Below are 11,729 nucleotides of genomic sequence, written 5' to 3' on the forward strand. Positions count from 1 at the left end.
CCGCGCCGTTGCACAGTCCAGCGACGCTCCGGCTGTCCGCAGACGCGCTCGCGGTCCGCAGATGCGGTCCGCGGACGTGCGCGGGGTGCGTGGGCGCGGGGAGGTGGAGCGCGGGCGGTCGGCGGACCAGCGGTTCAGCGGGTCAGCGGTAGTTGATGAACTGGAGGGCGGCGTCGACGTCGGCGCCCTTGAGCAGGGCGATCACGGCCTGCAGGTCGTCGCGGCTCTTGGCGGAGACGCGCAGCTCGTCGCCCTGGATCTGCGTCTTGACGGTCTTGGGACCCTCGTCGCGGACGATCTTCGCGAGCTTCTTGGCGATCTCGGAGGACAGCCCCTCCTTGATGCCCGCCGCGAGGCGGTACTCCTTGCCCGACGGCTTGGGCTCCTTGTCGCCCAGGTCGAGCGCCTTGAGGGAGATGCCGCGCTTGATGAGCTTGGACTCGAAGACGTCGAGGATCGCGAGCACGCGGTCGGGGGAGTTGGCGATCATGAGCACGGACTCGCCGCTCCAGGCGATCGACGCGCCCACACCCTTGAAGTCGTAGCGCTGCGCGATCTCCTTCGAAGCCTGGTTGAGCGCGTTGTCGACCTCCTGGCGGTCGACCTTGCTGACGACGTCGAACGACGACTCGCTCGCCATGATGTCCTCCGATGCGGGGGCGCCGGCTGCCGGGCGCCCGTTTTCCTGACTGGCCGTGGGTGTTGCTATCCTTCCACGGCACGCCCGGCACGTACGCGCCGAGCCTGCACCCCGGCGGGTTACCCGAGTGGCCAAAGGGGGCTGACTGTAAATCAGCTGGCAACGCCTACGGGGGTTCGAATCCCTCACCCGCCACCCTCGCGCGAAGGGGGCGTCCTTCACGGGACGCCCCCTTCGTCGTCCCCGGGCAACCCGGGACCCAAGGCCCTCCCGTCCGGTCGCGGGCGGGCGTAGGCAGGAGGTGAGGGGCGCCCGAGCCGGTGCGCCACCCGCGCACCGACCGCCCCGTGACGCCCGACCGCACGTCGGGGGAGGGGAGCAGGCCATGACATCGATCGAAGGTCGGCTCGAGGGCAAGGTCGCGATCGTCACCGGCGGTGCGCGGGGGATGGGCGAGGCCGACACCCGCCGGCTCGTCGCGGAGGGCGCGCGCGTGGTCGTCGGGGACGTGCTCGACGAGCCAGGTGCGGCGGTCGCCGCCGAGCTCGGCGACCACGCGGTCTACACGCACCTGGACGTGACCGACGAGGCGTCGTGGGCGGCGGCCGTCGACCTCGCGCACGAGCGGTTCGGGCCCGTCGACGTCCTCGTCAACAACGCCGGCATCCTGGCGCAGGGCCGGATCGACGAGACGGAGCCGGACACCTTCCGGCGCGTGCTCGACGTCAACCTCACGGGCGTCTACCTGGGGATCCGTGCGGTCACCGCCGACATGGCGGCGGCCGGCCACGGCGCGATCGTCAACATCTCGTCGGCCGCCGGCCTCGTCGGGATGCAGGGGCTGAGCGCGTACTCGGCGAGCAAGTGGGGTGTGCGCGGCCTGACGAAGTGCGCAGCGCTGGACCTCGGCCACCTCGGCATCCGCGTGAACTCGATCCACCCGGGCGCGATCCGCACGCCGATGGCCGCGGGCGTGACGGACGAGGCGATGGCCCACCAGGCGCTGCCGCGCGTCGGCGAGCCGTCGGAGATCGCGGCAGCCGTCGCGTTCCTCGTCAGCGACGACGCGTCGGACGTGACGGGCGCGGAGCTCGCCGTGGACGGCGGGATGGTGCTCGGCGTCGTCGCCTAGCCGCGCGGCGGACGCGATTTCGCGGGCGCGGGGCGGGCCGTGTAGCCTGTTCCGCGCTGCCCCGATAGCTCAGTCGGCAGAGCGTCTCCATGGTAAGGAGAAGGTCAAGGGTTCGATTCCCTTTCGGGGCTCTGTGGTGTGTCCAGGAGGACGACGTACGTCGTGCTGCTGCGGCCACCCGAGGCGGGGTAGCTCAGTTGGTGAGAGCGCACGACTCATAATCGTGAGGTCGCGGGTTCGAATCCCGCTCCCGCTACCGCCTGTGGAATGAGCGCGTCGGCCGGCGCGCTACAAGAAGATCGATCGTATGCGCCGTGCCGGCGCGAGAGGTGGCACCACCATGGCCAGCAAGAGCTCGGACGTCCGTCCGAAGATCACGCTCGCGTGCACGGAGTGCAAGGAGCGGAACTACATCACGAAGAAGAACCGTCGGAACGACCCCGACCGTCTCGAGATGAAGAAGTTCTGCCCGCGCGAGAACCGTCACACGCTGCACCGCGAGACCCGCTGACCGCAGTGCCGGTCGACACGGGGTACGCGGGACGCGAGTACCCGCCGAACGCGGTCTACGAGGTCGGTCGCGAGCACCTGCGGTCGTTCGCGGCCGCGGTGGGCGCGCAGCACCCGGCGCATCACGACGAGGCAGCGGCGCAGGCTCTCGGCCACCGCGACGTGGTGGCGACGCCGACGTTCGCCGTCGTCGTCGCGCAGCGCGCCGAGGCCCAGCTCTTCACGGACCCGGCCGCCGGAATCGACTTCAGCCGGGTCGTGCACGCCGACGAGCGTTTCACGCACCACCGGCCGATCCACGCGGGCGACCGGCTGGTCAGCGTCCTGCACGTCGACTCGATCGTCGAGCGTGCCGGGCTGGCCATGATCACGACCCGCGTCGAGATCGCGACCGAGGCCGGTGAGGCCGTCGCCACGGTCGTCTCGACGCTCGCCGTCCGGCCCGAGGAGTTCTGATGACCCCCGCCCTCGCCGAGCTCACCGTCGGGCAGGAGGTTGCGCGCGCCGACGTTGTCGTCGACCGCGCCCGCCTCGTCCGCTACGCCGGCGCGTCGGGTGACTTCAACCCGATCCACTGGAACGAGCGGGTCGCGCTCGAGGTGGGTCTGTCGGGCGTGATCGCGCACGGCATGTGGACCATGGGCGCCGCGGTCGGTCCGGTCGTCGAGTGGGCCGGCGACCCCGGTCGCGTCGTCGACTACCAGGTGCGCTTCACGCGCCCGGTCCCGGTGCCCGATCCCGGCGAGGCCGTCGCGCAGGTCGTCGCCGTCGTCGGCGCGCTCGACGAGACCGCGGGAACCGCCCGCATCGACCTCACCGTCCAGGTGGACGGTCAGCGCGTGCTCGGCAAGGCCCAGGCGGTCGTCCGCCTGTCCTGACCGCGGGGTCGATCCGCGGCTCAGACCGGGACCGGCCCGGTGGTCGTCCCGATGCGCAGCGCGACCGGCAGCACGACCCGTTCGGGCGTGCCGCCCGCCAGCAGCTCGGCGACCTGCGCGCCGACCGCGGCGCCCTTCTCGGCGAGCGGCTGTGCGACCGACGTGAGCACGTCCGGCGCGAGCCACGGCAGGTCGAGCCCGTCGAAGCCGGCGACGGACACGTCGCCCGGCACCGACAGCCCGAGCTCGCGGGCGGCGAGGACGACGCCCGAGGCGAGCAGGTCGGACTGCGCGACGATCGCGGTCGGCCGGTCGGGGCCGGACAGGATCGCGCGCCCGGCCGCGGCGCCGTGCTCGACGAGCGAGGCGGGCGTCTCGTAGACGACGGTCGGCACGACGCCGGCGTCGGTCACCCCGCCGAGCCGTCGGCGCGTCACCTCGTAGACGATGCCGTCGATACGCTCGTCGGTCGCGGGGCCCTCGCCGCGCGTGCGGTCGAAAGGCAGCGTGACCACCGCGATCCGGGTGTGCCCGAGCTCGAGCAGGTGGCGCACCGCGAGCGTGGTCCCGCTGCGGTCCTCGATGCCCACGGCGGCGACGCCGTCGAGCTGCTGGCCCTCGACGACGACGAGCGGCGTGTTCCGGCGCCGCAGCGCGTCGAGCACAGGGTCGTGCAACGTCCCGCCCCACATCAGCACCGCGACGTCCATCGCCGCCGACAGGACCAGCGGATCGACGGGCGGCTCGGAGGGATCGTTCGAGCCGGGGATCAGCAGCACGCCGAGACCGAGCTCCCCGAGCGCGCCGACCAACCCGTCGAGAACCTGGACCGAGACGGGGTCGCGGAACGAGCGGCGCAGCGCGTCCCCGACGACGACCCCGACGATCCCGGAGCGGCCCTGCCGGAGCTGACGCCCCAGCGGGTTGGGGCCGGAGTAGCCGAGCTCGGTGGCGGCGGCGAGCACGCGTTCCCGGGTCGTTCCGGCGATCGGTCCGGCGCCCGAGAACGCGAGCGACGCGGTGGACACCGAGACGCCGGCGGTCGCGGCGACGTCGGCCAGGGTCGGGCGCAGGCTCGACAGCGGGCACCTCCCGGTGCGGGACGCGGCACGCGATGCTGCGTGGACGTCACCGGTTGACGTCGCGGCCAGCGTACCCGCACAATGCTGCTTCCTCCTCAAATCGATTCGACAGGCTCGACGGGCACAGATCGAATCGATTCGAGACGGGAGACCCGCCCACCCTGCTCGACCCCACGGAGCCCGCTGTGCCCCTGCACGATCCCTCGACCGCCGCGACGGCGGCGACCGCTCCCGCACCTACGGGTCTCGATGCGACGCTCGCCCGTGCGCGGCTGCTGCTGCTCGGGCTGTTCGGACTGCTCGGCATCACGTTCTCGAGCTGGCTCGCGCGCATCCCCGCGATCCGCGACGCACTGGACCTCTCGACCGCCGAGCTGGGCGCGATCCTGCTGGTCGGTTCGGTCGGCGCGCTGCTCACCGTCACGGTCGCGGGCATGGTCGTGCAGCGCTACGGCAGCCGGGTGGCACTGCTCGGCTCGACGATCCTGCTCGGCGGCGCCTACGTGCTGATGGGCGTCGGACCGGGCATCGGGTCGGTCGCGGTACTCGTCGTCGGCGTGTTCTTCAACGGCGTCGCGGTGGCGCTGGGCAACGTGCCGCTCAACGTCGAGTCCGCGCGCATCGAGCGTGCGATGGGGCGCACGGTCATCCCGCAGTTCCACGCCGCGTTCTCGATCGGTGCCGTGGTCGGCTCCGGCATCGGCGCGCTCGCGTCTCGGTTCGACGTGGCCGTCACGGCGCAGTTCGTCGTCGTCGCGGCGATCACGGTGGTGTGGCGGCTGGCCTCGCTGCGCGGCTTCGTGCTGTCGCCGACCGCGGCCGAGCGGCCTCGCGCGATCACGCCCGCACCGGCGGCCGTCGTCGCGCACCCCGCCGGGCGACGGCGCCGCATCAGCTCCGCGCTCGACGCCTGGCGCGAGCCGCGCACCCTGCTCGTCGGCGTCGTCATCATGGCCGCGGCGCTCTCCGAGGGATCCGCCAACGACTGGCTCTCGCTCGCGGTCGTCGACGGCTTCGACCGCACCGAGGCGGTGGGCGCCGCGGTGCTCGGCACGTTCGTCGCGTCGATGACGGTCGTGCGGCTCGCGGGCACGCGCCTCATCGACCGGTTCGGCCGCGTGCCGGTGCTGCGGACGTCGGGAGCGGTCGCGATGGCCGGGCTGCTGCTGTTCGGCTTCGCGCCGTCGCTGCAGCTCGCGTGGGTCGGCGTCGTCGCGTGGGGCCTCGGCGCCGCGCTCGCCTTCCCGATCGGCATCGCGGCGGCCTCCGACGACCCGCTGCGCGCACCCGGCCGCGTCGCCGTCGTCTCGTCGTTCGCCTCGGTCGCGTCGATCGCCGCCCCGCCGCTGCTCGGGATCGCCGCGCAGTCCACGGGCGCCCGCCACGCGCTCGTGCTCATCGTCGTCGCGATGGTCGTGAGCGTCGCCCTCGCCCGCGTGGTCGCCCCCGCTCCCAGGCCCGCCTCCGACGAGGCCGCCCGCACGACCCCCGTCGCCGACGGCACCTCCGACGAACTCACCGACGAGCTCACCGACGAACTCACCGACGAGCTCACCGACGAGCTCACCGACGACCGCTCCGGCCGGACCGCGCAGACCGCACTGGCGGGCGTACGGTGAGCCTGCCCGACGTCGCGAACGGAGCACCCGTGCCCACGACCCGCCGGACGCCTGTGCAGGCGGCCTCGCTCGCGGTGTTCGCCGTCTTCTTCCTCAGCGGGTTCAACTTCGCGAGCTGGGCGTCGCGGCTGCCGGCCGTGCGCGACGGGCTCAGCCTGTCGGCGGGCCAGATCGGCCTGCTGCTGCTGGTCGGCGCGGGCGGCTCGGTCGTCGCGCTGCCCCTGTCCGGGCTCGTGATCGAGCGGCTCGGCACGCGAGCGACGGTGCTGTGGTCCGCGGTGCTCAACGCCTCGGGGCTGACGGTCGCCGCGATCGGCGTCGGGCTTCAGCACGTGGTCGTCACCGCGGTGGGTCTGATCGCGTACGGGGTGGGCACGTCCGTGTGGGACGCCGCGATGAACGTCGAGGGCGCGGCGGTCGAGCAGCGCGTGGGCCGCACCGTGATGCCGCGCTACCACGCGGGCTTCTCGTTCGGCACCGTCGCCGCCGCGGCGGTGGGGGCTGTCGCGGCTGCACTGCACGTGCCGGTCGTCGTGCACCTGCCGGTGGTGCTCGCGGTCTCGATCGTGGCGGTGGTCGTCTCGGTCCGGTTCTTCCTGCCCGACGAGGCCGCGTCGCCGCACCCCCACGACGAGCACGTCCCGCGCGGCGGGCGCGGCCTGCTCGCCGCCTGGCTCGAGCCCCGCACGCTGCTGATCGGCCTGGTGGTGCTCGCGGCCGCGCTCACGGAGGGCTCCGCGAACGACTGGGTCGGGCTGGCCGTGGTCGACGGCTTCGACACGGGACACGCGCTCGCGGCGGTCACGCTCGGCGTGTTCCTGGCGTCGATGACGGCGATGCGCTGGTTCGGCACGCACCTGCTCGACCGGTTCGGCCGCGTCGTCGTGCTGCGCGTGTGCGCGGTGCTCGCGCTCGTCGGGCTGTCGGTCTTCGGGCTCGCCGACCAGCTGTGGCTCGCGGTCCTCGGCGTCGTCGCCTGGGGTGCGGGGGCCGCGCTGGGGTTCCCCGTCGGGATGAGCGCGGCGTCCGACGACCCGCTGCGGGCCGCTTCGCGCGTCGCGGTCGTCTCGACGATCGGCTACACGGCGTTCCTCGCCGGACCGCCGCTGCTCGGCCTGCTCGCGCAGCACGTCGGCTACCGCAACGCGCTGCTGTGGATCCTCGTCCCGGTCGCGCTCGGCATGCTCGTCGCGGGTGCCGCGGCACCGCTGCCGGGCCGCCCGCGCGTCGACGCCGCCACGGATGCCCCCGCCGAAGGCGCCCGCGTCGACGGCTCCGACGAGTCGTAGCCTGGTGCCCATGTCGACCGACCTGGGCACCACGGCCACGCTCGCGGCGTTGACGACGCTCGGCGTCGGCGGCCCCGCCCGCTCGTTCGTCGAGACGTCCACCGAGGCCGAGCTGATCGACGCGGTGCGTGCGGCCGACGCCGACGGAACGCCGCTGCTCGTCGTCGGCGGCGGGTCCAACCTGCTCGTCGGGGACGCGGGCTTCGACGGCCTCGTCGTACGCGACGTGCGCACGGGCGTCGAGGTCCCGGACCACTCGGCGTGCGCGGGAGTGACGTACACGGTGCCCGCGGGCACGCCGTGGGACGAGGTCGTGGACCTCGCGACGAGCACGCGGCTGTACGGGATCGAGGCGCTCTCGGGCATCCCCGGCTCGACGGGCGCGACGCCCGTGCAGAACGTCGGCGCGTACGGCCAGGAGGTCGCGCAGACCATCGCGACCGTGCGCGTGTGGGACCGCGGTCGCGGCAAGGTGCGCACGCTGCCCGTCGTCGACCTGCGGTTCGGCTACCGCACGAGCCTGCTCAAGCGCTCGACGCTCGCGCAGCCCGACCCGCGCGACCCCGCCGACGAGCTGGCCCCGTGGTTCCCGACCCCGCGCTACGTGGTGCTCGACGTGACGTTCCAGCTCCGTCAGGGCACGCTCTCGGCGCCGATCGCCTACGCCGAGCTCGCCCGCACGCTGGGCGTCGAGGTGGGGGAGCGTGCGCCCCTGCTCGAGGTGCGGGCCGCGGTCCTGGAGCTGCGCGGCCGCAAGGGCATGGTCCTGGACCCGTCCGACGCCGACACCCGCTCGGCCGGCTCGTTCTTCACCAACCCCGTCCTGACGCCCGACGAGGCCGCGTCGCTGCCCGCGGACGCCCCGCGCTACCCCGCACCGGACGGCGTCAAGACGAGCGCCGCGTGGCTGATCGAGCACGCCGGTTTCGCGAAGGGCCACGGCCTGCCCGGCCCCGCGGCGCTGTCCACCAAGCACACCCTGGCCCTCACCAACCGCGGCGGTGCCACCGCCGCCGACCTGCTCGCCCTCGCCCGCGAGATCCGCACCGGCGTCCACACCGCCTTCGGCGTCACCCTCGTCCCCGAACCGGTCCTGGTGAACGCCGCACTCTAGGGCCGGACGCTGTTGCCGGCGCACCCGGCGAGCGGTCGTTCGAGTCAGTCGCGACGATCCGCGCCGAACGGCTCAGACCGGGCGCACGCCGGCGAGCCAGTCGTCGACCCCCGCCAGCAGACGGGCCCGGACGGTGTCGGCGGCGCGGGAGGCGCGGATGGAGGCGCGGGCCAGGTCGGCGAGCTCGTGGTCCGTGAAGTGGTGGACGGTGCGGGCGGTCTCGTACTGCGCCGTGAGGCGGGAGCGGAACAGCAGGGGGTCGTCGGCGCCGAGAGCGACCTGCGCGCCGGCGTCCACCAGGGCGCGCAGCGGCACGTCGGCGGCCGACGGGTAGACGCCGAGCGACACGTTCGAGGCCGGGCACACCTCGAGCGCGATGCCCTCGTCGACCACGCGCTCGAGCAGGTGCGGGTCCTCGGCGCTGCGGACGCCGTGGCCCAGACGGTCGGGGTGCAGGTGCCCGACGACGTCCTCGACGTGTGCGGGGCCGAGCAGCTCGCCGCCGTGCGGCACCGAGGCGAGCCCGGCTCGTCGGGCGATCGCGAACGCGGGCGCGAAGGCGCCGGTCTCGCCGCGCCGCTCGTCGTTCGAGAGACCGAAGCCGACCACCTCGCCGGGACCGTCGCCCGCGTGCCGGGCGGCCAGCCGGGCGAGCGTGCGCGCCTCGAGCGGGTGACGCATCCGGGACGCGGCCACCACGATGCCCACGTCGACGCCCGAGCGGGCGCTCGCGGCGCGCGCCTCGTCGAGCACGATCTCGAGCGCGGGGGTGATGCCGCCGACGAACGGCGCGTAGGACGTGGGGTCGACCTGCAGCTCGAGGCGCCCGGAGCCCTCGGCGGCGTCGTCGGCGACCGCCTCCGCGACGATCCGGCGCATGTCCTGCTCGCCGCGCACGCACGCGCGCGCCGCGTCGTAGAGCCGCTGGAACCGGAACCAGCCGCGCTCGTCGGCCGGGACGTGCAGCGGGTCGTCGTCGAGCAGCGCGGACGGCAGCCGGATCCCGTGCCGCTGCGCGAGGTCCGCGAGCGTCGACACCCGCATGGAGCCCGTGAAGTGCAGGTGCAGGTGCGCCTTCGGCAGCAGGTCGAGGTCGCGCACGCGGTCAGTGTGCCAGTCGGGTGAATCAGGCCGCGGTCCCGGTCGAAGTACCTCGCGACTCTCCTACGATGTGCCAACCGTCCGGCGCCGCGTCGGACGCGGACAGGGGGCCTCGTGCACGACGACCAGCCGGCGGCGCTCGCCGCCGATCCGCTCACGGCTCCCGAGGTCCTCGCTCGCATCGCGAACGAGCGACCCGACCTGCGCCCGGTCGTCGCGCAGCACCCGCGGGCGTATCCCGAGCTCCTGAGCTGGTTGCGTGATCTGGGCGACCCCGCGGTCCTCGCGGCGCTCGACGCTCGTGCCCAGACGTCGTGGGCGCCGACCCCGACGGTCCCGCTGCCGACCCCGCCGCGCCCGGTCGAGAGCCTCGAGGGTGCGTGGCGACCGGCCGGACCCGGTCAGCCCGAGGTTCGGGCGGTCGGGACGACCGCGACGTCCGGCCCGAGCGCGAACGTCGTCGACGAGACGGTCCCCGTGATGCCGTACGGCGCGGGATCGCACCTCGACGCGGGCGCGTGGGATGGGACGCAGGGCACCTGGAGCGTCGGTGCGGACCCCGCCGAGCCGGGTCCGCGCCGGCGTCGCACGGGACTGTGGATCGGGTTGGGCGTCGCGGCTGTCGTGGTCATCGGCGGTGGCGCGTTCGCCGCGTGGTCGATGGTGCTCTCGAAGCTCGGCGGCGCGCCGACCCCCGAGGCCGCGGTCACGCAGCTCATCGAGGGCGCCGCGGCGAAGGACGGCATCGCGATGTACGGCGTGCTCGCACCGTCGGAGGTCGACGTCTTCCGGGACGCCGCCGGCTCGTTCGACGACCTCGGCGAGGACACGCCCTACGAGGGGTACGGCGATCTGCTCGACACGCTCGACATCGACCTCGCCGGTCTCGAGGTCGCGTCGGTCGAGGTGGACGACGGGCTCGCGAAGGTGACGCTGACGAGCGGCACGCTCACGGTCGACGCGGACGCCGACGCGCTCGCCGACGCCGTCGTGAACCTGTACGAGGACTCGCTGGGCGGAGCGCTCGGGGGGAGCGACGGGCTCGGCGACCTCGAGAGCCAGCGGGCCGACATGGTCGAAGCGTTCGACGAGCAGCTGCCCTGGTCGGTGACCGCCCAGGAGCTGCACGTGACCGGCGAGGCCGGCGAGGAACCGATCTTCCTGATGGCCGTGCACGAGGACGGCGCGTGGTACGTCAGCCCGCTCATGACGGCGGGCGAGTACATCGACGTCTTCACCGGTACCGAGCGGGGTGCGATGCCGACCGGGCCGCGCGCCGCGGCGGCCACGCCGCAGGACGCCGGCTCGGCGTTCGTGACCGCGTTCGAGCAGGCCGTGCTCGGTGACCTGCGCCCGATGGCGGACGCGATGCCCCTGGCCGAGCGTCGTTTCATCCACGTCTACGCCCAGCCCTGGGTGTCCGCGGCGGTCGACGACGACCTGGCGGACGACGTCGCTGTCGAGGTCGAGCAGGCGGACTTCACGTCGACGAGCCTCGGTTCGGGCCGGGCACGGCTCGCGGCCGCGGACGTCGTGATCTCGGCCGACGGCGAGCAGGCGACGATCTCGGGAACCTGCCTGACGGTCGCGGGCGGCGAGCCGGACTGCCTCGCCGACGTCCCGCTCGCCCGGGAGCTCGGGCTCGACCAGCTCGGCCTCGTGACGACGCGCGAGGACGGCGCATGGCGGGTGTCGATGCTCGCGACGATCGCCGACATGAGTGCCGTCGTCGGCGAGAACGTCCAGCGGCTGAGGGAGGAGGGGAAGCTCGACGACGAGGCGTGGCAGCAGGAGATGTTCGGCGACGACAGCTCCGGTCTCGGCATGCTCGGCTGGCTGCTGGGCGGCGGCTACCCCGAGATCGGCGAGGAACTGCTCGGCGAGCCGCTGCCTGACGACGAGTGGTCCGACGACGGCGCCACGGACGGTCCGGGTGACAGCAGCTCGGGTGACAGCAGCTCGGGTGACAGCAGCTCGGGTGACAACAGCGCGGGCGACGACGAGACGACCGGGACGAGCTACACCCGTGCCGACCTGATGGCCGAGGCCGCGCGGCTCGGCCTGCTGGTCGCGACCTACGACGTGGACCACGTGCCGAGCGACTACGGCTACCTGCTCGTCATGGACGGCCGGTACTCGCTGGTCGACGACGCGGGGTCCACCGACCTCGGCGCGGCCTCTGGGTTCGTGGGCTTCGCGATGCTCTACCGGTCGAACCCGTCGTGGTGCGCCGAGGTGTGGACGGTGCAGGGCGACATCGCGTCGTACAGCAGCGAGACGGGCGTCGCGGAGGCCGCCTGCACGACGGGCGGCGGGACGGGCGACCTCCAGACAGGAGCCGGAGGGACGGACGGCTGACCTGGC

At 73.8% G+C, this 11,729-nt stretch carries 11 protein-coding genes and 3 tRNA genes; 11 read left to right on the forward strand and 3 right to left on the reverse strand.

Annotated elements, in window-relative coordinates; translation table 11 throughout:
• Positions 1-142: 142 nt before the first annotated feature.
• On the reverse strand, positions 143-640 hold the full coding sequence (locus CCO02nite_RS14360) for a YajQ family cyclic di-GMP-binding protein (protein WP_146843870.1): 498 nt from the start codon (positions 638-640) through the stop codon (positions 143-145).
• 113 nt (positions 641-753) lie between these two features.
• Here CCO02nite_RS14360 and CCO02nite_RS14365 point away from each other — a divergent pair.
• From CCO02nite_RS14365 to CCO02nite_RS14395, 7 genes are all read left to right on the forward strand, one after another.
• A tRNA-Tyr gene (locus CCO02nite_RS14365) sits at positions 754-835 on the forward strand.
• A gap of 190 nt (positions 836-1,025) precedes the next feature.
• On the forward strand, positions 1,026-1,772 hold the full coding sequence (locus CCO02nite_RS14370; protein ID WP_146843871.1) for a glucose 1-dehydrogenase: 747 nt from the start codon (positions 1,026-1,028) through the stop codon (positions 1,770-1,772).
• Positions 1,773-1,830: 58 nt separating this feature from the next.
• Positions 1,831-1,903: transfer RNA gene (locus CCO02nite_RS14375), tRNA-Thr, on the forward strand.
• Positions 1,904-1,954: 51 nt separating this feature from the next.
• Positions 1,955-2,028: transfer RNA gene (locus tag CCO02nite_RS14380), tRNA-Met, on the forward strand.
• An 84-nt stretch (positions 2,029-2,112) separates the two neighbouring features.
• The gene (gene rpmG / locus CCO02nite_RS14385) at positions 2,113-2,283 is read left to right on the forward strand and encodes a 50S ribosomal protein L33 (RefSeq protein ID WP_013882814.1); all 171 of its coding nucleotides are present in this window, start codon (positions 2,113-2,115) and stop codon (positions 2,281-2,283) included.
• A 5-nt stretch (positions 2,284-2,288) separates the two neighbouring features.
• On the forward strand, positions 2,289-2,738 hold the full coding sequence (locus tag CCO02nite_RS14390; RefSeq protein ID WP_146843872.1) for an FAS1-like dehydratase domain-containing protein: 450 nt from the start codon (positions 2,289-2,291) through the stop codon (positions 2,736-2,738).
• Positions 2,738-3,160 (forward strand): MaoC family dehydratase, encoded by a 423-nt coding sequence (locus CCO02nite_RS14395; RefSeq protein ID WP_146843873.1) that lies wholly within the window; start codon positions 2,738-2,740, stop codon positions 3,158-3,160. Before CCO02nite_RS14390 ends, CCO02nite_RS14395 begins: the two co-directional genes overlap by 1 nt.
• 20 nt (positions 3,161-3,180) lie before the next feature.
• Here CCO02nite_RS14395 and CCO02nite_RS14400 read toward each other — a convergent pair whose 3' ends face one another.
• Positions 3,181-4,242, reverse strand: a complete 1,062-nt coding sequence (locus CCO02nite_RS14400) for a LacI family DNA-binding transcriptional regulator (RefSeq protein WP_146843927.1) — start codon at positions 4,240-4,242, stop codon at positions 3,181-3,183.
• Between the two features lie 185 nt (positions 4,243-4,427).
• Here CCO02nite_RS14400 and CCO02nite_RS14405 point away from each other — a divergent pair, with 185 nt between their 5' ends.
• Genes CCO02nite_RS14405 through CCO02nite_RS14415 form a run of 3 tightly spaced genes read left to right on the forward strand, consistent with a single transcriptional unit; the run spans position 4,428 to position 8,264 of the window.
• Entirely contained in the window at positions 4,428-5,861 is a 1,434-nt protein-coding gene (locus CCO02nite_RS14405) for an MFS transporter (RefSeq protein ID WP_246117577.1), read from the forward strand.
• A 29-nt stretch (positions 5,862-5,890) separates the two neighbouring features.
• On the forward strand, positions 5,891-7,150 hold the full coding sequence (locus tag CCO02nite_RS14410; protein ID WP_146843875.1) for an MFS transporter: 1,260 nt from the start codon (positions 5,891-5,893) through the stop codon (positions 7,148-7,150).
• A gap of 10 nt (positions 7,151-7,160) precedes the next feature.
• Positions 7,161-8,264, forward strand: a complete 1,104-nt coding sequence (locus tag CCO02nite_RS14415; protein ID WP_146843876.1) for a UDP-N-acetylmuramate dehydrogenase — start codon at positions 7,161-7,163, stop codon at positions 8,262-8,264.
• Between the two features lie 72 nt (positions 8,265-8,336).
• Here the strand turns inward: CCO02nite_RS14415 and CCO02nite_RS14420 are convergent, their stop codons facing one another.
• Positions 8,337-9,365 carry an adenosine deaminase gene (locus tag CCO02nite_RS14420; RefSeq protein WP_146843877.1) on the reverse strand — a complete coding sequence of 343 codons (1,029 nt, stop codon included), beginning with the start codon at positions 9,363-9,365 and terminating at the stop codon, positions 8,337-8,339.
• Between the two features lie 114 nt (positions 9,366-9,479).
• Here CCO02nite_RS14420 and CCO02nite_RS14430 point away from each other — a divergent pair, with 114 nt between their 5' ends.
• A complete protein-coding gene (locus CCO02nite_RS14430) occupies positions 9,480-11,723 on the forward strand; it encodes a variant leucine-rich repeat-containing protein (RefSeq protein WP_186812718.1) in 2,244 nt (747 codons plus the stop codon).
• The last annotated feature ends 6 nt before the right edge of the window (positions 11,724-11,729 follow it).

The sequence above is a fragment of the Cellulomonas composti genome (genome assembly GCF_007990245.1).
Lineage (GTDB): Bacteria > Actinomycetota > Actinomycetes > Actinomycetales > Cellulomonadaceae > Cellulomonas > Cellulomonas composti.

Excerpts from the sequence above, each read along its gene's own strand:
- rpmG (WP_013882814.1), top strand. The coding sequence starts at position 2,113 with ATGGCCAGCAAGAGCTCGGACGTCCGTCCGAAGATCACGCTCGCGTGC.
- CCO02nite_RS14395 (WP_146843873.1), top strand. The coding sequence starts at position 2,738 with ATGACCCCCGCCCTCGCCGAGCTCACCGTCGGGCAGGAGGTTGCGCGC.
- CCO02nite_RS14370 (WP_146843871.1), top strand. The coding sequence starts at position 1,026 with ATGACATCGATCGAAGGTCGGCTCGAGGGCAAGGTCGCGATCGTCACC.
- CCO02nite_RS14360 (WP_146843870.1), bottom strand. The coding sequence starts at position 640 with ATGGCGAGCGAGTCGTCGTTCGACGTCGTCAGCAAGGTCGACCGCCAG.
- CCO02nite_RS14415 (WP_146843876.1), top strand. The coding sequence starts at position 7,161 with ATGTCGACCGACCTGGGCACCACGGCCACGCTCGCGGCGTTGACGACG.